This is a genomic window from Candidatus Hydrogenedentota bacterium (genome assembly GCA_012523015.1).
Lineage (GTDB): Bacteria > Hydrogenedentota > Hydrogenedentia > Hydrogenedentales > CAITNO01 > JAAYBJ01.
In genome coordinates, this window is the sequence record JAAYJI010000313.1 from 1 (window position 1) to 23,386 (window position 23,386).

The 23,386-nt window shown below is 50.2% G+C and carries 16 protein-coding genes; 4 read left to right on the forward strand and 12 right to left on the reverse strand.

Going from position 1 to position 23,386, the window contains the following annotated elements; translation table 11 throughout:
• Both GX117_13655 and GX117_13660 read right to left on the reverse strand, forming a co-directional pair.
• Positions 1-416, reverse strand: a 416-nt coding sequence (locus GX117_13655) for a site-specific integrase (protein NLO34376.1), incomplete at its 3' end; no start/stop codon positions are given.
• A gap of 85 nt (positions 417-501) precedes the next feature.
• On the reverse strand, positions 502-1,164 hold the full coding sequence (locus GX117_13660) for an OmpA family protein (protein ID NLO34377.1): 663 nt from the start codon (positions 1,162-1,164) through the stop codon (positions 502-504).
• 624 nt (positions 1,165-1,788) lie between these two features.
• Between GX117_13660 and GX117_13665 the strand changes: the two genes are divergently transcribed.
• On the forward strand, positions 1,789-2,760 hold the full coding sequence (locus GX117_13665) for an alpha/beta fold hydrolase (GenBank protein NLO34378.1): 972 nt from the start codon (positions 1,789-1,791) through the stop codon (positions 2,758-2,760).
• A gap of 186 nt (positions 2,761-2,946) precedes the next feature.
• On the opposite strand, the gene gnd is transcribed toward GX117_13665, so the two are convergent.
• The 4 genes from gnd to crcB form a co-directional block, all read right to left on the reverse strand.
• Complete coding sequence (gnd, locus tag GX117_13670; protein ID NLO34379.1) at positions 2,947-4,398, reverse strand: decarboxylating NADP(+)-dependent phosphogluconate dehydrogenase; 1,452 nt, start codon at positions 4,396-4,398, stop codon at positions 2,947-2,949.
• Between the two features lie 178 nt (positions 4,399-4,576).
• Positions 4,577-5,269, reverse strand: coding sequence for a vitamin B12 dependent methionine synthase (locus tag GX117_13675; GenBank protein NLO34380.1), 693 nt, complete (start codon positions 5,267-5,269; stop codon positions 4,577-4,579).
• A gap of 62 nt (positions 5,270-5,331) precedes the next feature.
• Positions 5,332-5,730 carry an HNH nuclease family protein gene (locus tag GX117_13680; protein ID NLO34381.1) on the reverse strand — a complete coding sequence of 133 codons (399 nt, stop codon included), beginning with the start codon at positions 5,728-5,730 and terminating at the stop codon, positions 5,332-5,334.
• Between the two features lie 3 nt (positions 5,731-5,733).
• On the reverse strand, positions 5,734-6,117 hold the full coding sequence (crcB, locus tag GX117_13685) for a fluoride efflux transporter CrcB (GenBank protein NLO34382.1): 384 nt from the start codon (positions 6,115-6,117) through the stop codon (positions 5,734-5,736).
• A 429-nt stretch (positions 6,118-6,546) separates the two neighbouring features.
• On the opposite strand from crcB, the gene GX117_13690 reads away from it, so the two are divergent.
• Both GX117_13690 and GX117_13695 read left to right on the forward strand, forming a co-directional pair.
• On the forward strand, positions 6,547-6,720 hold the full coding sequence (locus tag GX117_13690) for a hypothetical protein (GenBank protein NLO34383.1): 174 nt from the start codon (positions 6,547-6,549) through the stop codon (positions 6,718-6,720).
• A gap of 48 nt (positions 6,721-6,768) precedes the next feature.
• Positions 6,769-8,412, forward strand: coding sequence for a sodium:solute symporter family protein (locus tag GX117_13695; protein ID NLO34384.1), 1,644 nt, complete (start codon positions 6,769-6,771; stop codon positions 8,410-8,412).
• A 58-nt stretch (positions 8,413-8,470) separates the two neighbouring features.
• On the opposite strand, the gene pbpC is transcribed toward GX117_13695, so the two are convergent.
• The 3 genes from pbpC to GX117_13710 form a co-directional block, all read right to left on the reverse strand.
• Entirely contained in the window at positions 8,471-10,744 is a 2,274-nt protein-coding gene (gene pbpC, locus GX117_13700) for a penicillin-binding protein 1C (protein NLO34385.1), read from the reverse strand.
• A 17-nt stretch (positions 10,745-10,761) separates the two neighbouring features.
• Positions 10,762-16,668, reverse strand: coding sequence for a hypothetical protein (locus GX117_13705; GenBank protein ID NLO34386.1), 5,907 nt, complete (start codon positions 16,666-16,668; stop codon positions 10,762-10,764).
• Between the two features lie 120 nt (positions 16,669-16,788).
• A complete protein-coding gene (locus GX117_13710; protein ID NLO34387.1) occupies positions 16,789-17,529 on the reverse strand; it encodes a DUF1080 domain-containing protein in 741 nt (246 codons plus the stop codon).
• 253 nt (positions 17,530-17,782) lie between these two features.
• Here GX117_13710 and GX117_13715 point away from each other — a divergent pair, with 253 nt between their 5' ends.
• Positions 17,783-18,736 (forward strand): aldo/keto reductase, encoded by a 954-nt coding sequence (locus tag GX117_13715; GenBank protein NLO34388.1) that lies wholly within the window; start codon positions 17,783-17,785, stop codon positions 18,734-18,736.
• A 145-nt stretch (positions 18,737-18,881) separates the two neighbouring features.
• On the opposite strand, the gene GX117_13720 is transcribed toward GX117_13715, so the two are convergent.
• The 3 genes from GX117_13720 to GX117_13730 all read right to left on the reverse strand — a co-directional run bounded on the left by GX117_13720 (position 18,882) and on the right by GX117_13730 (position 22,980).
• Complete coding sequence (locus GX117_13720) at positions 18,882-20,129, reverse strand: hypothetical protein (GenBank protein NLO34389.1); 1,248 nt, start codon at positions 20,127-20,129, stop codon at positions 18,882-18,884.
• A 111-nt stretch (positions 20,130-20,240) separates the two neighbouring features.
• Positions 20,241-21,449, reverse strand: a complete 1,209-nt coding sequence (locus GX117_13725; protein ID NLO34390.1) for a DUF4397 domain-containing protein — start codon at positions 21,447-21,449, stop codon at positions 20,241-20,243.
• A gap of 274 nt (positions 21,450-21,723) precedes the next feature.
• A complete protein-coding gene (locus tag GX117_13730; GenBank protein ID NLO34391.1) occupies positions 21,724-22,980 on the reverse strand; it encodes a hypothetical protein in 1,257 nt (418 codons plus the stop codon).
• Between the last annotated feature and the right edge of the window lie 406 nt (positions 22,981-23,386).

Consider the following 23,386-nt stretch of genomic DNA (forward strand, 5'->3'; position numbering starts at 1 on the left):
CGTATGCCGTCCTCTGTATCGCAACGGGGCGCATTGAGCAAGCCTTCTATTTCTGTCTCGCTCAGGCATCTCGGCAATCGCCGGGTGAGATGGGGCGCCTCTGTCAAGGCAGTCACATTTGTGTCACACAGGGATTCCTCGACCAAAAAGCGGTGAAATCGACGTATCGCCGTTAAGTGTCGGGCAACGGAGCGCGGCGAAAGCCCTTCGTCTTGGAGTCTGCCCAAATAATCCAGAATATCCTCGAAGAGGATTTCTTGCAAGGCGTTGATCTCTTGTTCTTCCAAAAATCGAAAGTAACGCTGGATATCGGCTCCGTAGGCGGCAAGGGTTTTCGTAGATAGACCCGCCTCGAAAACAAGATGCTCCATAAAGGGATCGAAATATCGGGTCAGAAAAGCTGCCTTGCTGCTCATAACGAGGCTCCAAAAAAAACACGCCTTGGCGTCGCGCTAACGCCACCAAGGCGCAGTGTAAGTCAATTTAAAAGGGTTATGGTACTTAGCCGGCCAGCGTAATCTTGAACTCGGCGCGACGATTCAGCTTGCGGTTCGCGGCGGAATCATTCGCAACTGCCGGGCGATCATAGCTGAAGCTCTGCGTCTGGATGCGGGCTTCTTCGATGCCGTTTTCGATCATATACTTCTTAACGGCGTCGGCACGGCGTTGACCAAGACCCATGTTGTACTCATGGGTACCGATGTTACAGGTATGCCCTTCGATAAGCACGGTGTCGCCGGGATATTTCTTCATTTCGGCAATCAGCTTATCCACTTCGGCTTTACCTTCGGCTTTAAGCACGGCTTTGTCAAAGTCGAACAGAACGTTGTTCAAAATGATCGCAGTGCGTGCGGGAGGAGCAGGAGGCGTCTCTACAGGCGCGGGCTCTTCCACTACCGGGGCTTCAGGTTTGCAGGCTTGGTAGACAATACCACGGTTGCCCCACAGCTCAGCATCGTTCACGTTGCTGGCGGGAACCGTCGGCCACCACCAGTAGCCGCAACGGCTCATCTGCGCCGGACATCTGCCGCTTTCGGGTTGTGGTTCCGGCACAGCGCCGGTGTTACCCCACCACGACATATCGTCCCACACTTTCGCTGCTTGTGCAGGAAGACCAATGGCAACAACGGCCACTAAACATGCCACTACCACAAATTTCTTCATCTTGGTTCTCCTTCTCGCTAAAGGTTCTTTTGTAAGCGCCCTTCCACAAAAATAACTCTTTACAAAACTACTAACATTGACAATCGTCTTCATAGACATATTAAACCAGAAAAGCATCCGAAAAGTCAAGCACTATTTTGTATCCGCTGTCTGGATTCTTTTCACTGAATCGGATCCATCCATTCAGTTTGACGCATTGTACCACATTAAAAACCAAATCGCAACTTTTTAAACTACATTTATTTTTGTGGGGCGCTCAATTCAGTACGGTTTCTATAACAGATTTTAGACTGTATACATTCCTGAAATCAAATAAGACACCTTCTTTTCCCATGGCACGCCTCCTTTCCGCGGAAAGGCGTCAAAGCCGCACGCCAAAGCAATTTTCCTTGCCTCGCTTGATATATAATCCAAGATTAACAGACACTGAAACCAAGCTATATATTTTAGGGTTTAAGTTTTGTGAACCTGCACTATAGAACCGGTTCACCGACTTAAGATAACAACAGACCTTAAACAACAAAAAGGAGTTACACCGTGATATCTGCTCTGCTTATATTTTTCTATACAGGCACAAGCCTTGAGGCGCCGCCCTTCTACCCGGACAAAAGCCGCTTACTTTGCGTGCAGGAAAAAGACGGAAGCTACACCGCTGTTGAATCCATTGAAACATGGCAGCGGCGGAGAGAACATATTTTGGAAAATGTCTGCTTAGTCATGGGGCCTCTTCCCGATCAGGCGCGCGATACTGCCCCCGACTATCAACTTTTAGAGGAAATAGACACACCCCGCTATAAGCGCCAAAGCATTCGCTACAACGCTGAACCGGGGCCGGCAGTGACCGCTTTTCTTTTTCTCCCGCACCAACAAAAAGAAACACGGCCCGCCATGATGTGCCTCCATCCCACCTCGTCTTTAGGCAAACGTATCGTGGCAGGCGAAGGGGAAAAGCCCAATCGTAATTATGCCTCTGAGCTTGCCGAGCGGGGCTATGTGGTGTTGGCACCCGATTATCCCGGCTTCGGTGATGATGTAGACGCGCGCAAAGGGCTTTACGAAGCAGGCTATGTGAGTTGTTCGATGAAAGGCATTTGGAACCACCTGCGCGGCGTCGATCTCTTGGCGAGTCTGCCCCAAGTCGATCCTCAACGCATGGGATGTATCGGTCATTCTTTGGGCGGACACAATACCCTTTTCCTCGGTCTATTTGATACCCGCTTGCGCGTGCTGGTCACCAGCTGCGGATTCAACAGCTTCACAAAATATATGGGCGGCGATTTGACCGGATGGTCCCACGACGGCTACATGCCCCGTATCGCCGATATCTACGGCAGCGACGCGGCGAATATGCCCTTCGATTTCACCGAAGTAGTGGCTGCCCTCGCGCCGCGAACCCTCTTTATAAACGCGCCCTTACATGACGATAATTTTGAGGTCTCCGGTGTCCGTGATGTTATTGACAGTGCAACCCCAGTCTACGCCCTTTACGGCGCACAAGACGCGCTCCACATTCGTTATCCCGAGGCGGAACACGATTTCCCAACGAAAGAGCGTTATGAAGCCTACGCCGTGATTGATGAGATCCTCAGCAAATAGACGGGTGCGGACGCCGCCGGTCTCACGGCTTCCCCCCAAAAAAAATGGTGCACGGTATCGGATCCTGAAGAGGCTTCTGAGTGGAGAAAGGAAAGAAAAAACCACGCTATAAAGCCTACAATCCAACACCGTGCACACTATAGCCGATAGATCGACGAGGGGTGATAAACCCGCTCTCAATCTTTTTTAAACTTCATAGGTACTCGCTGCCGTATCACCGCCGCGGCCTGTCCAATTGGTATGGAAGAATTCGCCGCGCGGCTTGTCGACACGTTCATAGGTGTGGGCGCCAAAATAATCCCGTTGCGCCTGCAGCAAGTTGGCGGGCAGTCTATCGCTGCGGTAGCCGTCAAAGAAATTCAATGCGGACGAAATGGCAGGCGTAGGAATACCCATCTCTACCGCCTTCACCACCACACGACGCCATGCATCCTGATTTTTCTGTACAATTTCCGCGAAGAAGGGATCAAGCAAGAGATTTTCCAACTCCGGATTCTTGTCGAAGGCATCTTTAATCTTGCCCAAGAAAACGGAACGGATAATACAGCCGCCCCGCCACATGAGCGCAATACCGCCATAATTCAAATGCCAGCCATAGGAAGCGGCGGCGGCACGCATCAACTGATAGCCCTGCGCATAAGAAATGATTTTGGAGGCATAGAGCGCCTGACGCAGATCATCAATAAAGGCTTTCTTATCTCCGGAAAATGCACTCACATGTCCCTTGAGCGACGCCGCGGCTTTCACCCGCTCGTCTTTGAGCGCCGACAAGCACCGAGCGAAAACAGCTTCACCGATCAGTGTCAAAGGCTGACCTTCATCCAAGGCGGCGACTACCGTCCATTTGCCCGTGCCCTTTTGTCCCGCCGTATCCAAAATGAGATCGATGACTTCGTTGCCTTCCTCATCTTTATAGCCAAGAATGTCACGGGTTATTTCAATGAGATAGGAATCCAGTTCTCCTTTGTTCCATTCGACAAAAACTTCATGCATTTCCGCATTACTGAGTCCCAAGCCGTCTTTCATCAGCTGGTAAGTCTCGCAAATCATCTGCATGTCACCGTATTCAATGCCGTTGTGCACCATTTTTACAAAATGACCTGCGCCGCCTTCGCCAACCCAATCACAACAGGCTTCCCCTTCATCGGTCTGGGCGCAAATGGTTTGGAAAATATCTTTCACTTCTGCCCACGCGCTCGGTGTGCCGCCGGGCATCATGGACGGTCCCAACAAAGCGCCTTCTTCACCGCCGGATACGCCCGTGCCAATATAACGGAATCCTTTGCTTTCCACATAGGCAGCGCGTCTGATCGTATCGGGGAAATGGCTGTTACCGCCGTCAATGATAATATCGTCGGGCTCAAGATGGGGCAGCAGCAGTTCGATAAAGTCATCCACTGCCTGACCCGCCTTGACCAAAAGCATCACTTTTCTGGGCCGCTTCAAATTGGCAACCAACTCTTCAACACTGTGACAGCCGACAAAGTTTTTCCCTTTGCCGCGGCCATTGATGAACTTATCTACCTTCTCCACCGTACGGTTAAAGACCGCAACACCAAAGCCTTTGCTCTCCATGTTCAACACGAGGTTTTCGCCCATAACGGCCAAACCGATCAGTCCAATATCCATTTGTGCCATGATCTTTGCATCTCCTGTAACGTTAATATTGTCCGCACCGTGCGGAAATTGCCGAAAATAGCCCTTTTCCCCTGCCCTTATTCATCATATCAAATAGGAGCCGAAAAAAGAATTCTCATGCCCCTTGCCCGCCGACACCCCATTCTCTGCGCCCTGTGAAAACAACGGGGCGCCTCGGTTAGTGCAGCAAACGGTCCCGTTTAACCGCGTCATAAGGGGCGCGCCGCTTCTCACATCTTTCACGGGGACACAGCTGACAATTCTTAAAGTCTTCCGTTGTCTCGAACCACAGCCCGGAAAGGGATTTGATAGGGAACATGAGCATCTCTTCCGACAAGGAAATTTCCAATGCCCCCGCCTTCTCTCCAAACAAAGAAAAAAGCGGGCGCTGCTCGGTGATCGGCCAATCTTCCAGCGATCCGGGGTTCATAGAGGCAAGGGGACCGGAACCGAATAAAGCTTGACAGCGCGTCTGCAGCTGCTGCAAGGCAGCTTCCAAAAAAAGTTCCTTTATCACATCCGCCCAATACTGATGCATCGGATCGGTGAGACCGCACGACCAGTCTTCCAATTCAGTGCCGCACGTGGCAAGAAAAGGGAAAGCACGCCCCCGCTCGCTGAGATTTTTCACAAGAATGCGGCTCTCGAAAAGGACATCATCAATCATGATTGTGCGTTCATCAACTGCATGAAGAGCGGCCAATTTAAAGAGTCCTTTAGGGCGCGCACATGCCGAGGCTGCCGCTGCAAGGACGCGGATATCGTCAAGAAAAACCGAGTCTTTATCGGCGTGCAGCCGAGGCAGCAACACTTCTTCTTTAAGGCTCACTTCCATTTCATCTAAGACGATGAAACAATCCGGCGCATCCATAGCTTCCTATCCTTTCGTTCGGAAAAGAGAACCAATACTTCTTCGGGGCCCGTGCGGCGGCGTTATTCATCCTCCTTCGGCGGATCGTCTTCATCCGCTTCCTTCGGCACGAGCAGATCGCGAAGCCCTTCAAAAGGACGATGTCCCAAGGATTCGGTGGGCGTGCCGATCTTGTTGCCGCTGCCGTCTAAACCCCGCTGTTCCATCGTACCGTGCTCATCATCATGACAATACAAACACAACAACGCCCAGTTGCTGCCGTCGGGCGGATTGTTCATGTGATTGCCGTCTTTATGATGTACCGTCAATTCGCGCAGGTTGCTCCCGGAAAAAGAACGGCCGCAGCGCTCGCAGAAATGCGGAAAAAGTTTCAACGCCTGATCTCGGTAGCCTTTTTCTTGTTCACGGCGATCTTTCCGCAAGGATGCAAAAAATGCCGCTTTGCGTTTTTCATCCATCATCTTCTAATTCCCATGTAAAGCGATGACGCGCCAGCCCAGCCAAACGGCCAACAACCCAAGAAATAGATGGGCGCTCACGTTTGCAAAAGCATGGGCCATGTGATTGTCGCGGATAAGAACCAGCGTCTCATGTCCAAAGCTGGAAAAAGTCGTGAATCCACCCAGAAAACCAACGACCATAAAGAGCCGGCCCTCGTGGACAAACATGCCTTTCGTCTCCGCAATATGCGTCACCAAACCGATAACAAAACAACCTATACAATTCACCAACAAGGTACCAAAAGGAAAGAGTGCTTCCGATAACCACTGCTGCACCCACACACCGGTCAAATAGCGCATCACCGACCCGGCAAAGCCGCCGACACCAACCAACACAATATTCAGCATGATACGGTCACAATCTTGTTGAAAGCGCTGTTTCGACCTGTTGCACTCATAAATATATCTTTCTCCCTCAAGTTGAAAGTTTTTTTCTCTGCCTACGTAGGGCGGGGGTCGATCCCCGAAGCGCCTCTATTTTACACCAACCCTTATGGGGAAAGTAATCTTCCTTTCCTTTGCCCGTTTCACATGATCACCTCATCCGTGCGCCCTTCACCACGACAGTATAAAATCCCACGCTATAGAGGAGAAAGCCTTAGAGGAGAAAGCCTTAGATTTTGGGCTTGGTAACCCGTCCAATTCTTGGCAGATTTTCATATTGCTCCTATCCATCCAAATATAGTATATTATGAATATCTTGTGTCAATGGGTGTTGTTGAAGCGAAGGTCAACAATACAACTGTTCTGTATTTCCAAGGAATGGGAGTCACTTTTATGTATCTTGGAATCGCTGATTTCTGGGTCTTTCTTGCCTATACGCTTTGCGTGAGTGCCGCCCTGTTGTGTGTCATTTACGGGCTCATCAATTGGAATCGGAACGGCGACGAAGTATCTCCTGAAAGCGTGGCGTGGGCAAAAGAGGAAGATATGCGTTCACAAGACCTGTAAGCGAGGATCACAACGACAAAGCCGTTCAACCAGTAAAGAGGGATTATTATGGAAGGCACACTTTTTCTGTTTATCATCACCATGGTTTATCTTTTCGTTACCGGTTACTTAGGCTATCTGGGTTACCGAAACACAAAAACCGCTACCGACTATATGGTAGCAGGCCGTAATGTCCACCCCGCCGTCATGGCATTGTCCTATGGAGCGGCCTTCATCAGCACCTCTGCCATTGTGGGATTTGGCGGCGCTGCCGGGCTTTTCGGTATGAGCGTGCTGTGGTTGACGGTGCTCAATATTTTTGTGGGCATCTTTATCGCCTTTGTCTTTATCGGCAAACGTACCCGCGCCATGGGGCATCGCCTCAATGTGCACACCTTTCCCGAGTTGTTGAGCCGGCGCTACGACTCCCGATTTCTCGGCCTCTTTTCCGCACTCGTTATTATTCTGTTCATGCCCTTGTATACGAGCGTTGTATTAATGGGCGCGGCTAAATTTGTGGAGGTACGCTTAGGGATCAGTTATGAAGCGGCGCTCCTCTTTTTCAGCGCCATCGTCGCGCTCTATGTGATCATGGGAGGACTGAAAGGAGTGATGTACGCCGATGCGGCGCAAGGGGGTATCATGCTTGTAGGCATGACGATCCTTCTCTTTCTCAGCTACTACCAACTTGGCGGTATACGCGGCGCCCATGAACAGCTCTCTGCCCTTGCGCCAAAAGCCGTGGAATTGTTTGGAGCCGCAGGCCATCGCGGCTGGACAAGTATGCCCGAATTCGGCTCCAAGTTCTGGTGGAGCGTCGTGTCCACCCTCGTCATGGGCGTGGGCATTGGCGTATTGGCACAACCCCAATTGGCGGTTCGTTTCATGACGGTGAAGAGCAATGTGGAATTGAACCGTGCCGTGCTCGTGGGCGGCATCTTTATCCTGCTCATGACAGGAACCGCCTTCACCGTGGGAGCCCTCTCCAACGTGTATTTTGTCAATGAGAGCGGTCAAATCGCTTTCCTTGCCACGGGCAAAGATATTGAACAGATCATTCCGGAATATATGAAACGATTCATGCCCTTCTGGGTCAGCGACATTTTTTTCGTCACCCTCATGGCGGCCGCCATGTCCACAGCAAGCGGTCAATTTCATGTCATGGGCACTTCCGCAGGACGGGACTTGTTCAATGCCTTTGGTAAAAAACTATCCGGCAATGCCAATATTCTGATCACCCGTTTAGGCATATTAGTTACTCTCATCGCCAGTGTGTTGCTGGCCTATATCCTTCCCGTATTCTTCGAATCCGGTATTGCCATCGTTGCTCGAGGAACCGCCATCTTCATGGGCTTATGTGCCGCCACCTTCCTGCCGCTCTTTGTGGGAGGGCTCTACACCAAAAGGATTACACGGACGGCAGCGGTCTGGGGCGCCTTGTCCGGATTTATTGTCAGCCTCGTCTGGCTCCTCTTTGTCCATGAAAAAGAATCAAGCGTGTTGTTGGTCTGCAACGCCCTTTTCGGGCGACCCAGTCTCTTCGGCGATGCACGCACAGGATTCATACTCTGGTCAGAAGTGGATGCCCTCTTCATTGGGCTGCCCATATCAACGGTAGTCACCATCCTCCTCAGCTGCATCACCAAAGCCCTGCCTCAAAGTCATTTGGATCAGTGTATGGGCATGAAAAACAATCGTTTGCTGACCAAGTGAAACGCACGCCATGAGGTGACCCTCGTATCCGTGAGTGCGGCAGGCGCGGCTCGTAGGCTCAGCTCGCTTCCACCACAAAACGCACCCGTGCCGTATCGCCTGCACTGTTCATACACGACAATTCCTGCTCGCCCGGCACAAGATCCATGAAGAGCGGCGCTGCATAATCTGAAGCGCCTAGATAACTGCCGTTCACGTACCATTGAAGAGTGTCCCGCTCTAGGTTCGCCTCCAAGCGAATACGGTCGTGCCCCTCCTCTCCCGACAATACATAGGTGGCATTTTGCGTCGGCGATTTGATTGCCAGTTTTTGATGGCGGGCAGTATCTGTACTTTTCCTTTCCCCCTGAGTCCCCTGTGAATCCTGTACATTGGCAAGATTCCAATGACGGGCGTCTGCAGGCCAATGCACTTCCGTGCCGCCCTCAGGGCGGGGTCGATGCACATCACAACGGCGATGGAGATATTGATTCGCGGGAAACATCGCCTTCGTCGTGACAGGACAATGAGCGGATGCTGGCAGTCCCGTAGCGGCGCACACATCAACAGAGACCAAGCGGTCTGCCGTCTCGGGCCAGGCTGATTCCACGGGCAGGGGCAGCGAACGCACGATCCGCGCTGCCAACGGCAATGCCGATTGCGCGCCAATGAGCGACGGAGCGGAACGCCCATCCGTGTTGCCCATCCATACACCCACCACATAGTGCGCATTAAAAACAACGGCCCACGCATCGTGATATCCTGAGGACGTGCCGGTCTTCCAACAGATACGCGGCCGTTTATCATTTGTACGCACCAGATCGAGCCAAGGATCATCCGGGAAGGGCTGTTCCAACATATTCCACAAAGCGAGTGTCACCTCTTCCGAGAGCAACGACCGGGGCGGCGATTGATCGTCCCCCTTGATCAACACTGCCTCCTGCGCCACGCCAAGATGGACAAGGGTCAAGTAGGCGTTGACCAGCCTTTCTAATGATACTTCGCAATTACCCAGCACCAATCCCAAGCCGTAATGTTCGGTATCTTTGTCAAGGGTTGTAAACCCCAGATCACGAAAAAGCGTGAGTGCCGGGTCAACCCCAACGCGATCCAAAATCTGTACTGCAGGTACATTGAGTGACCAACGCAATGCTTCCCCCGCTGAGACGAGCCCATTGAAATCTCCATCAAAATTCTGTGGATTGTAAAAACCATAATCCAAGGGCCGATCCAAAAAAGCCTCCGTCGGATACAACTGCTGCCGCTCCATCGCAAGGGCATAGATAAAGGGCTTCAAAGCAGAACCGGGCGCACGCACCGCATGGCAGACATCAACCTGCCCTTGGATATCGGCGTTATAAAAATCCGCAGAGCCGACACGAGCGAGAATCTCCCGAGATTGGGTATCCACCACCATTATTGCGCCGTTATTGATAGTGTGATCAAATTGACGTAAATGTTCCAGCAGCATCGTCTCAAGACGGCGTTGTAATGGGGCGTCCAAGGTGAGCTGTAATACGCCCTCATTCATAACACGTTTGCGAAGTCTTTGAGCACTGTGCGGCGCCAGAATGTCCATATCGTGCCATGCCACCGACAAGGGCCGTTCCGTGCTGCGGATTCGTTCCGCCTCGCTGATAAAGCCCTCATCCGCCATACGTCGAAGCACGGTGTTACGCCGCGCTAAAGCCCGTTCCGGCGCCGTGAAAGGGTTCATGTGGGTCGGTGATTTCGGCAGCCCTGCCACGAGCGCCGCTTCATCCAAGGTCAGCTCGGAGGCGCTTTTACCAAAATAACGGCGTGAAGCCGCTTCCACACCCACCAGATTGCCGCCATAGGGCGCTTGATTTAAATACGCCTCCAAAATGCTGCGCTTGTCCGTCTTTTGTTCAAGGGCAAGAGCAGCGCTCGCTTGTTCCAGTTTGCCCAAGAATCCCCGTTGAGACAGCATGGGCTTTACCACTTGCATGGTCAATGTGGACGCGCCGGATACAACACCGCCATAGCGAAGATTCGCCCAAGCAGCACGCAACACCGCATATACATCAATGCCGCTATGGCTGTAGAAGCGTTTGTCTTCAGCCGCCAAAGTTGCCGCAATTAATTGGGGCTGAATCTTTTCCAAAGGCACAGGAAAGGACCACTGCTCTTCTTCATTTAAAAAGGCGGCAAGAACCCTTTCATTACGATCAAGCAAGACCGGCGATGGATTGGGCTGCAGATACGCGGCTCCGTCCACGGCAGGCAGGGCGCGTCCGACAAGGCGCAGCAAGCCTCTTTGCACAGACGGCAGCATACAGACTGCCGACAGCACAAGCAACAAGCCTGCTGCGCCGAGAATCTTAACACGCATGCTTCTCACTAGGCGTCTCACTGAATGGTGATTTCCGTGGGCACCGTGCTCGCTCGGACACTGGGGCTATACATACCCTCACCATGGAGCGCGGGGTAGGTGAACCGGCCCGGCGTCACGGCACGAACTAGGTATCTAAAGATATAACGGTCTCCTTGCACTTGATTCAGTGCAAGGGCAAGACGATCATCACGAACCTCAAGAAAGTCAGGCGTGACGATAACGCGCGCATTGCTTCCTTTAACAATAACCGCGCCATTCGAATCATCGTCTTGGGCTTGCTGTTCGGCCAACAACTTGTCCACCTCCAAACGCGGATTGGCGACTTCGAAGCCGGCGGGAAGCAAATCTGTAATGAGCAAATTCTCCGTGGAGGATTCAGGGTTAATACTGAGTTCTACCAGATACTGGGATCCATGGTTGAAATTGCTATCCAAATGGGGCGTTCCGTCTTCGTCATAAAATCTTCTGGAAAGCGATAATTCCGATTCTACAGGCTCCCGGGACGGCATCAACGGAATACCTGCCCGCTCCAAATAGACATAAGCCGGTGAGCCGCCCTCATTGTGAATTTCATATTGCGCGCTTTTGCCTTCTACGACCTTTGTAAAGATGTCGCCCGCACTGACTGTACGTTCGCCGTCAGCATCAACGATCCGAATGGACGCCGTATCGGGATCAAAATGATCTCTCTCCAGGAACATCCCCAAAGCGGTCACGGCAAAAGCGCTTTCTTGCGTGGTATATCCTTTTTTATTGCCAAGATAACTTGCCAAGGGCGCTAAAAGCTCCGGATAGTATTCTTCGGGAGCATCCATATGGAGAAGTGAGATCAGACGGATGGCCGCGTCACGAATCGGCGAATTCAATGTGCCGGAACCACTGCGCCCACTGTCTTTGTATACCCGCGCCTCCTCCAGTTCTTTCAAGGCAGCTCGAGGCGTACTTGAATGGAGCGCACGAGCCGCGGCCAAGAGATAACGCGCTGATTTCCACATGGGAATCCCGTCAAAGCGGGAGACATATTCTATTGCCTCCAGATTACCACCCAAAGCAAGTACATAACAGGCGTAGGCACGAAGATAAAAATTCGAGGTAATATCGCCGCGATCATCTTTCATAAGCCGGGCAGCATAAGCCTGCAAATTTTCAAAGGAGCCCCTATTAATGGGAACAGCATGGTCTCGCTGTAAAAAGGTCAAGAAATGCAAGGCATAGACGGATACATAGGGATCCTGCTGCACTTCACCCGGCCAGAAACTGATTCCGCCGCCCGTCAATTGCCGTGACAAAAGACTCTCTACAGCATCCATAATATAGCGGTCTACAGCATGACCGAGCTGCGTGGAATCCAAGTCACCTACAAAAGGTTCTTCATATAGACGCGCATAATTTTTCAACAAATACAAGGGCATCGCCTGCGATACAATCTGTTCAGAACAGCCATAGGGATACTGCAGCAAATATTTCAAGGCGGGCCGTGCCTGTAAAATCGGATCACTCGTAATTTCTACGCGTGTATACAACCCGGGATCAACTTGGAACTGTTCATTCGCAAAACGAGCCATTTCACCGGGCATGATCGCAGTGAGCTGCGTTTGTGTCTCATAGGCCGCCGGCGGCCGCACCGGAAGAGGCGCCTCTTCAACCAAATTATCCAGTACCTTGCCCTGAAGATCGGTCACCGTCATGGTCCATAGCAAATGACCTTGTCCTGAAACTTCCGCCGCTTGTATAGGCGCGCGGAACATGGCTTCAGCGCCCGGCGCAAGACTCAATTTCTCTTCACCCGACCCCGACAACGAAGCGGAAGCCTCCCATCGCACCAGGGCTGTGACTTCCGTATCCGTGAGATTCATCGCCACAGCGGTACATTCAAAGCGATCACCGGCAAGGGCAAAGCGAGGCATGGAACTGCGCAGCATATAGGGGCGCTTCACGAAAACAGTACTGTCTGCCGCGCCCACAGCACTGCCATTGGCAGAGACCGCCACCAAGCGCAATTGTCCGGTGAATTCCGGCACTTTCAACGACAGGGCGGCGCGCCCGGAAGCATCCGTTCGCACCGTACCTGTCCAAAGAGCAACAGGACGTATCCAGTTTTCATCCACTTGGGAACTGATGCCCAAGCGGCGCATCATATCGCCCCCTTCCGCAGAAGAAGTGGTGTCATAGAAAACCTTGTCATAATAGTGTGCTTGCTGTACCTCCATTTTTCGAGACCGTTGGAAGTAGCTGTAGGGATCCGGATTGTCATAACCCAAGATACTGTGTATGCCCTCATCCACAGCGGCAACGGTAATTTCCGCGGCTATAGGATTGCCCCCATTGTCTTTCGTTGTGATCGTGAATTCCAAGTTTTGAGAAGGCAGCATCTGCTCCGGAACATCGACAAAGACCGTCTCTATACGGCGCGTCGGATCGTCAAGAGGCACATCGATCATCGTGAAACTGCTGTAAGGATAATGGCTCACCGCCTTATCTTCAGCATTGCGAACCACCGTCACTTGCAGCCATGTATTGGGAAACCACGCCTGCGGAACAACAATATCCGTTTTCGCTTCCCCTTCCACAACAGGAACCGTCCAGCATGTATGAAGATGATCGCCCTGTGCAACGATATACGCGACACCGTCATAAGGGGATTCAATGCGCAGTTCGAGGGAATCACCTGCCTGATACAGTTCCTGATTCAAGGTCAATCGAATGAGTTCAGGACGTGCCTGAGACTCCAAACTCAAGCGGTTCCACCAACGGTTGAACAGAAGGGTGCTGTACATCTGCGTTAGCTTGCTATGCACACGAAGCCGATATTCACCATAGGACGGGTAAGGCAAGGTAAGGGTACCCTGACCTTCTTCCAAAGGAACCGTAAACTCCTGAACCGGCTGATATACGGCATCCCAGCGCGGCTCGTTGTGGTCGCTGAATCGACGTAAATAATAGTTCCATTCCCGTCTCTCCAGCGTCACGGTAAGTGTGTCCAGAGGCACAGGCGTCTCATCGCTGTCCAGAGCAAGGACATGCACCTGAAGGGACTCTTGGCTTTCCATAGGAACCGCCGCCACGCCCACCATAATCGTATCGGGAATGCCCAGTATTTTCGTCATATCGGTGACCGCACGGCCGCCAAGCTCCAGTACGCGCCCGCTGCCAACCACCTCCACAGGCATGGTAATGTCTTCGGTAGGCTTAAACTGATATTCGAATTCGGAATAGCCTTGTCCGTCACTTTCCGATTCTCCAAGCAAAAACAAATGTTCCTCGAGACTGTCTTCATTGCCAAAAATATAGCCCGGCCATTGAGCACTCTCATAACGGATAGGATTCAAAAAGACGCGGCCTTCCGTTTTACGACCCGATGCCGCGCCGCCGAAGAGATGCTCCGCCGTCACGGAAAGCATGGCTGTTTCACCCACACTGATCCGTTCTTGGTTGAAGACAGCCTTTGCACGCATCCGGTTGGGAACGAATTCTTCCAGATTAAAGATGGCGGAACCTAAGGAAGTATCTGATTCGGGTACACTCAATTCAACGCGGTATTTACCGGTAGGGAAATTTTTCGCCGTTTGAAAATCCATATGACCCGTGCCCCATTCCGATAAGAGAATGGGCGATTCGTGAATCCAGCGGCCTTGAGGATTGGCAACGCGAAGCTGGAGCGGAACATTGGGAAGGGCATCTACATAGTTGGTCCGCACGATCCAGCGCATATGCACCGGTTCTCCGGGCCGATAGAGATTCCGATCCAAATAAATATAGCCGTCATATCCTTCCGGATCAAAAAAGGGCATTTGCTGCGTGAACGGCGTACGCAAGGAAGCCTTTTCCTGTAAATCAAGGAAGGTGCAATCATCGGCTGTTTCAATGACGAGGAGCGACGGTTCTCCTAGTTTTTTGTCAAACTTTTGTGATTCGGCGATACCTTTCTCATCGGTGTTAATCGTGGCCAACAACTGTAACTTCTTCGAGTAGATGCTCACCTGTGCTCCCGAGACCGGCGCAAGCGTAAAGAGATCGTGAACGAAGACGATTAACGATTCATCATTCCAGTGGCTGAGAACGCCCATATCCGTATACACGAGCAGGCGCTGCCCATTACGCCAATTATAGACGGGATCCACAGTCATCATGAACACACCGCGCTTGTCCTTGGGCATCAAGCTTTCGAGATTCACCTCCTCCTCCACCATTTTGTCTTGTCCTTGCGGAAGCTTTATTTTCATGCTTCCCAATTCTTCCGCGTAATTAGAAATTAAAGATCCGTCCTCTCTATAATTCCAAAAGTCACGAACAAAGACAGGAAGATTATTCGGGAAAACACGGGCGAGACCTACGTTAACCTCGTCTAAATTGCGCCCCTTCACTTTAGGGGGCAGCGCTTCTTTTCTCAGAAAATAATAGAGACCGGGCGAATCCAGTTCAGCACCCGATTCAAAGGGAGTGGGCTGAATCGTCATATGCGCGTCTTCATTTAGCTGAGCCTTGCCGTTTACTGAACTCAGGCCCGCCGAAAAATGCAGCACATAATCTGTTTGAGAGCGCCAATCGCCTTTGACATACATCTGGGAGGGATAAGAGCCCGCTTCGACCCGGAGATTTTCTACCGGCGGCGACACACGCAAGTGATTGCTCAATGCCTCTGCAGAGACCGGTTCAGAAAAGTTCAACGGCAAGATATAACCATCCACGCTGCCACGATCCCAATACCAAAAATCGGCACGGAGCTCTGTAACGCCGGACGGCTCTTCACGAAAACCCCCGTCACCGACCGTGTCGGGAATCCGCAGCTCTTCATCACTGCCCAGAATCGTGCTTCCCTTGGAGGAAGCCAAGGTTTTCGGCAGCCGCAACGCAATCTGTTCCGGCGCAGCAACCCCTTCACCCAATTTAAAATCGAATTCATACCGATTTTCTACCGCCCGTAGAAATCGAAGCGCAACCGCCGACCCGTCGGAAAGATCCTTTACCTCCAGCGTCTTTAACAACTGTTCTATAGCGATCGGCTCCGAAAATTCAAGTATTAGTTGAGGACTATCTTCAGGCAAATAATACTGGTCTGTACATTCTAAGAACGAGCTCGACGGGAATTTCTCCGCTACAGGATCAGAAATATAGTCTTGGTCGGGGCCCCAACGCAGCCCGGAAGGCGCTTCAAAGCGTACGGGAAATTTAGCCGATAAAGGTAATTCCAGTTCCCACGTACTAGAAACATCATCTCCGACAGAATGCACCGACCATGGCAGCTCTTCGCCGTCACCGTCACGTACAATCAACGCCGTCTGCAAGCCATCCGACGACACAGGATGATTCCATTGCATGCTCAAGAAAACGCCGGTCTTGCTCGTATTTAAGAACAACACCTGCTCGACACGAAGCCACGACGATTCATCAAAAACCACGCTGCGTTCCTGCGCGGCGAGCCGCTTCCCCGTGACCGAACGTAAATCCGGATGAATCGTGGCGCTGACACGGCTCACCTTTGGATTTTCCAGCAATAAGGGCAGCCACGGCGAATAAAAACGGATCGTATTACCTGAAATATAAATTTTACCGGCAATGTTCGGCTCCAGAACGACAGCGGCACGGAGCTGGTCAGATGCGGCAAGAGGCGCGATCGCTTCACTGAAATAAAAGATGAGTTCATCGCTCGGCTTCCTGCCCTGTGGAGGGAAAGAGCCCACCACGTGCAGCGCTTCGGCGGGCGTAGGATCGCCGGCGGCAGTATCGATGGCTCCCAAACCGGGACCGGAACACACTGCGTTGATCTCTTCCACGCTGCCACGCATCAACAAGAAATCGATTTGCTTTTGTTGCTCCAGAGATCCGCGCTCATATTCATCCAAGGAAATTGCTTCCGCGCGAAAACCACACCCCAATCCGAGAAGCAAAATCAACACTACCATTCTGCGGTTATATTTCATAACGCATCCCTTTCTCAGGCATAACAACACAAACACTTCTGTTAAGAGCACGCGCGGCAAAGCGCTTCAACCTGCCTCCGCCGATACGGTGGAAGCAGGTCATACAAAGTCCATCAACAATTAGTCTAGAGGCTTGATAAAAATATTTTTAAACTGTACCAACGACGGCGGGCTGACCCACACGCCGTTCCTTTTCGAACCGTGATGTTGTAGTGCTATCGGTCCCGTTTCGGGCAGACCCGGCAATTGGGCTTCGTCAAGCACAACGGTACCATTCAATTCCACGGTCAGAAGATCCCCTTTAACGGTGATGACAAAACGGTTCCATTCCCCAATATTATGATCTGCATTCACTTTCGGTGTCACACCGGCACGCACTTCCGCAGGCATTTTATTATCCATGCGATAGCCGTAGACTTCCCCCGAACCGATGGGCCAGCACCAAATATTAATTTGCGCCTTCGATGAACCGCGGATATAAATACCGGAATCTGAATCGGGTACAGTCGTTCTGATTTCCTTGCCGGAAGCGTCTAGCTTATGACTGCCGTCGGGCATGATAATCGGAACCTTCGGGTTCAGGTAAGGTGTCTCTTTGATACGCCAGTCCAGCTGCAGCACAAAATCACCGTATTCAGATTCGCTCCAAAGCGACTTTTCGCCCGGCGCTTCACTGAGCGCATCACAATCAATAGCGCCATCTACGATGCGCCAATGTCCATTGTCACCTTCAGGTACTTTCCAATGGGAAAAATCAACGCCATTAAAAAGCGATGTGAAGCCTTCAGGAACCGCTTCACTCCATGCTTCGTTGCGAAGCGGAACGAACCCACAAACCAATAGGGACACACATAAATACATTGCAATTTGTCTCTTCACCGAAACTCTCCTTAACTGTATAAATTCGTAACAGAGGCACACAATCCCACAGTACCCCATAACTCATATGCATCATAACATAGTAAAATTCGAGATGCTAATTAGAAAACATAAAAGTATGGTCAGTTGTTCCAATTGTTTCCCGCTTTATACCATCGATCCCATGGACTTTCAAATCCCATAAGCCCTATACTGAAGCATGTATAGATTTTAATACAACGATGGAGAAGCAACCATGAAACGGCGCAGCTTTATAAATACCGTGGCGGGCTCGGCAGCGATCCTATTATCCTCTTCTTGTTCCCGGTCGCGCCCTGCAACAACGACACTAGCCCAACGCCCCCTCGGCAAAACGGGATTGAAGCTGTCCACTATCGGTTTCAGCGGGTTGGTGGCACGAAACCGCGACCCGGAAAGTGTGGAACGCGTCGTCCACGAATCGCTGGAACAAGGCGTTAATTTCTTCGACGGCGCCGCTTCCTATGGCAACACGGAAGAAAAACTCGCCCCTGTCTTACGCCCCCTTCGCGACAAGATTATACTCAGCTCCAAAACACGGGAACGTGCTGCTGAGGAAGCCGAAAAAGACTTCGCCCAATCCTGCAGCATCTATCACACCGATTATTTTGATCTCTATCTTATTCACGGTATTCAAGATGTGGAAAAAGATGTAAACGCCGCCTTTAATCCCGGCGGTGTCATGGATTGGGCGCTGAAAAAAAAGGAACAAGGCGACATCCGTTTCCTGGGCTTTTCAGCCCATTCAACCGAAGCGGCACTAGCGGCCATGGAACGTTACACCTTCGATTTCTTTTATTTCCCCGTCAGTTATGTACCCGCCCTAAAAGCCGGATTTGGTCCCAACGTACTCCAATATGCCCACGAAAAAGAACTGCCTTGCATTGCCTTGAAAGCCATGGCACGCCAAAAATGGAGCGAAGAAAATCCCCAACCGGCAGAACATCCCGGACGTTGGTATGAGCCTATTGAAGAAGCTGGTGAAGCGCGGCTTGCACTGCGGTGGACATTCAGCCAACAAGGTGTCGTGAGTATGCTGCCGCCCGGTGAAGAGGGCTGTTATCGGCTTGCCCTGTCCTTGGCGCATGACCTACCGCCCATCACACCCCAAGAAACCAAAACCTTAGAACGTATGGCGGAACCCATGCACCCGCTCTTTCCCAGAATTTAAGCGCCCGTAAATTTCCCTTTCTTTTTATCGAGTTGAAAAAAATATGAGAAAGCCCCGCCGGCTTTTTGAAACCGACGGGGCTTTTGAAAATTACGAATCACGGAGTACCACGCTTTGCCGCTGCAAATGCGCTATTCATCTCCCTTTATTTTTGTTTTTTCACTGCCAGTCCGCCCAGCGCGCCCAAAGCTCCTAAAAGAATCAAGCCTGCCAAACTGCCAACCGGTATTTGTTGATCGGTCACAAGTACATAGCGCGTGGCAGAACTGTAAGCTGTAATGCCCGGGTCTGCAGCGACGGCGGAGGCAACCAACACTTTATATAAGCTTGAATCATCAATGGTGGCATGATTAATAATCATTTGGGGATTCGTCGACAACACTTCGGTATTGCCATCATTATCACGGGTCCACACATAACTGTTCACCAAGGGTGTTGTTCCGAGATTGGAGAGGTTCGCAAGAAGGTTAATGGACTCTTCCGGTTTAATCCGATCTCTACCCGTAATATTGACTTGGGGACCATCAACAGTAACCATGTGCTGCGCCGATAAGGTCACGCTCGCATCCGGGTGACCGGCAATGGCAATCTCTTCTGCAGCCTCATAAACACCGGCATCACTCAATGCGGCGTAAGGCACGGTGAATTCATCGCCGGAACCGACCAAGAGGCTGTCTTTGTACCAACTTACACCGGACGACGTTAACGCAACCGGATCAGAGCCATCTACGGCAGCAACAAGATGAATGGCTTCACCGAATTTGATATTTCCAACACCCGTCACGTCAAATTGAGGATCAAAAACCTGAATTAACGGAGATGTGTCGCTGAGCTGCGTAATGCCCTTGTCTTCATCAAGACTCGCAGTAACGACAACCGTATATCGCCCGGAATCTGAAACGTCAAGATCCGAAATCGCTAGTGTATCACCTGTCATTTCAGGAAGCAGATCTTGGTTCCGATACCAGGCATATGCGACGGGATTGGCACTGCTATCCAATTCCGCTGTAAGAGTCAAGGACTCACCCACAAAATAAGAAACACGAGACGGCTCATCAATACTGACTAAGGAAGGTGCCAGAATATCTGTACTGACTTCCATCTCAAGGGAATCACTGCCGCCCAGTGCGAAAAGCGTATAAACAGAACCGCTGTGCAGAACCATATCCACCGGCGGCAGCGCTTTGTTGCCTTTATCGGCATCAACAAAATCAAAGGAATAAGCTCCGGGCAGTATTTCAATCGCAGTACTCACCCCTTTATAGGCTACTTCCGAGAAAAGGGCATCCACAGCCCCGCCGGCCATTACATTCAATACACGCTCATCAGTATTAACATTGACAAAGCGAAGTTTCGCCATACCGTTTTTGGGCGCGGCAATAACATCATTCACAACAAATATTTCTGGTTCCGTTTCCGTACCCAAAAGAACGATGGTATACGGACCGGGTTCTTCCGCATCAATAACAACAGAAGCAAGCGCGTTACTGCAGTCTTCCCCTGTTTATACAGCAGCGAATGAATATTCAAAATCCGGATAGGGTGCTGTAATGTCAGCATAAGGGGTAATAGATTTGAAAGCCAAATCCTCGAAAAAAAGCGCATCGTTCTGGCAAACATCAAAAGACACACTGCCGTGAATTGCCTGTACAACGCGGGCTTTTTCACCGCAATAAGTGTTCTCCAAAGTATCGTCAATAAATTCACCCTCGCCGGTATAGCTGTTCATCAAGTCTTCCCAGCCAAAGGATCCGGCACTCTCTTCAGTCGGCATAAGATCAGGAGTCAAATCCATTTCGGTGACCGCTTCAGCAAAAGCTTCTGCCATAGTCGAGTCAAGGAAAAATTTGTCGAAAAGATAGTCCCAATCAAATTCGCCCAAACGCAAGGTCAATTCAATACTGGTAAATATCGACATCGACATCATTTGATTCCAGCTGTCAGGCGTAAGCAGTCCAAAGACTGCAGCAAGCAGTTGTGTGGTAGCCCGATTGTTTAATACAGACTGCCCAACGGACCAGTATAGTATAATATCCTCCACAGAATTATTCATACTGGCGAAAGAATTGGCCAAACCCATCCACGTTAAAGAAACAAATGGCCCCGAGATCTCTTTGGAGAGAAAAATATTGGGGTCATCAATCGGTAAATTAGGATTAGGAATCCCCGCTGCTGTCCACTTAGACTTCATGCCGTTACTCAAGTTAAGTAAAATAGGTTCTATTGTAGCCAGTTGGTCGTAACTATCTAAAACCTGCGAAACCAAGTCCTCCACCATGGATTCGTTTTCTTGCATTGCCTCGCGCAATGCAGTAAGATCTACAAGAGGATGCTGCACAGAATCCGGCAAACACAACAATTCCGTTAAAAGAGCAAATTGAATACTGTCATAAATACTGTTTTCGTCAAAATCCCACAATTTATAAGGAAGAGAAAATGAAAGAGGCTGACGCTTCACCTTCATCTGTGGACCGCCGCCTTTGGGGTAATAATAGATATAATTGGGATCGTCCAAGTCAAGCTCGCCTTCATAATCAGCAGGCACCGCCATATTTACAATAGCAAAAGCGCCGGCAATGGCCTCGCCCCCAATATTCATGGTTGGTTCTTCAAAATCTGCATCCCAGTAAGCACATTCCCCGGTTACTGCAAACAAAGGGAACGGCAAGAAAACGACTGCAATCAGTAATAAAAATTGGTAGATCCTAGACATTTCCATCTCTCCTTTCATTCATAATCAAGCTTAAAAATAATTATCACGTATTCCCCAAAAAAGGAATGTTATACAAATCCAATATACACCAACGCAATTACTCTAATTTATATGCTGAAATTATACGCAGGTTCAAACTCAAACTGCAACTCTTTCCTGAAAAAAAAGAGTAAAATTGTGTTAAGACAACACCGAACATCGCACCGGGCACGTTTAAATATTTTTATCAAAAGGACACGGAATAATGATTTTTTACCTGTGAGAACCGTTTTAGTTACGTTCTAATCGTAATTTGTCGGTAAAAGGAAAAACAAAAGACGCATGTTATAAATATGGCAACAAAGAACAAACATGCGACGCCGGGTATCAGCGGCACGGGAGCTACAAATTGCACATATACCGACGCACTTACAATCAAGGGATCTCCCGGCGCATCGCCCAAAAGCCATCGCACGGGCACCCTGACCTCATAAAGCCCGGAATCGGCTTCACTGCCATTGTCTAGAATCAGCATATTTTCTGTCGCTTCAGGAATCGGCAAACCATCTTTATACCACGTATATTGGTAGGGATCCAACGCTTCAGCGACTAAACCATCTATGACCGCTGTCAACTCCATCGTGCTGCCAAAGACAAACACACCGCCGCCATCAACCTGCATGAGATCGATAGGATAATCCGGACTTACAGCAAAAAGGCTGTACTCATATTCACTGTAGCCCAGATGCTCCACAAAATACTCGTAGGCTTGTCTGTTGGTAAATCCATCGTTATTGGCATCCCCCTCATGATTCAACGCGGGAACCGATTGGAGGATAGCTCGCACGCCCCCTTCCGGCAAGGGCAAATTCGCGAGAAAAGATTGCAGCGTCTCCAATAAAGCATCCAGCATATTAAGAGAATCATCATCTCCAAGTACGCCATAAGCACCCATAAGAGACAACAAAGAACCGGATAAATATGGAACCAAGAGACGAATCGTTGCCCGCATGTCGCCGCCGGGAAAAGATCCTAGGGGCGGCATATGCATATACGCCTGAATCAGTATGAATTTGGCTTCATTAACATTATGCTGAAACTTCTCCAAGGTTTCCTGATAAAGGGCATGCCCGGGATCGTTAAGAATGGCCGCAACAATGGCAAGTTCCGCCGTGCCGTCGGGAATGCCGTTGGGCGTCATGGGAATTTCTTCTGCCAAGTTCACCGGTCCGTTCATGTCTCCGTCCAAACACTGAAGTAGACCGACAAACTCCAACAGGCTGGGTTGTAAACTTGTTATTGCTTCCATAGAACAGTAAGCCGTATCCATATAAGCACAAAAGTCATATTCGCCCGGAACAGGCCATTTCTTGACCGGAGTGTTTTCTTTTCCAGTAGCCAAATCAATTACGGGAAGTTTAGAAAAGGGCATGGGCCGATCTAAACACCCGGCGTAGTTCGGACCCGGCACCGGATCATAGGCGAATGTGTGCTGCAGAGGAACAATTACAAAAACAACGGCAAGAATAGGCACAAACAATTTTAATTTCATAATGACTGTCCTCTTCAAATAAAGGCCATATAAATAATAGCAATACCAAACATATTCAACATATCCGCAGATATACGATAAAATCACATCAAAAACTCAATAGGACACATCCACATCAAACACCCAAACGATAAAACCTGAACTTATGAATACCTTTTATACCCGCATTCTATTATACCACAAAATATTTAAAAGAGTTATACTATTGGAGGGGGGAAATTATAGTATTCGCAGGTTCAAACTCGAATTGCAACCCTTTCCTGAAAAAAGACTTCGGCAGGAGTTCTGTAATTAAGTGTTTTCCTTGGTCTATTATTTAAATCTTGAACAGCCCTTTGTAACTGCTCTTCAGAAATTGTATCAAAACGAGTCTTTTTGGGAAAGTATTGTCTTAAAAGCCCATTAG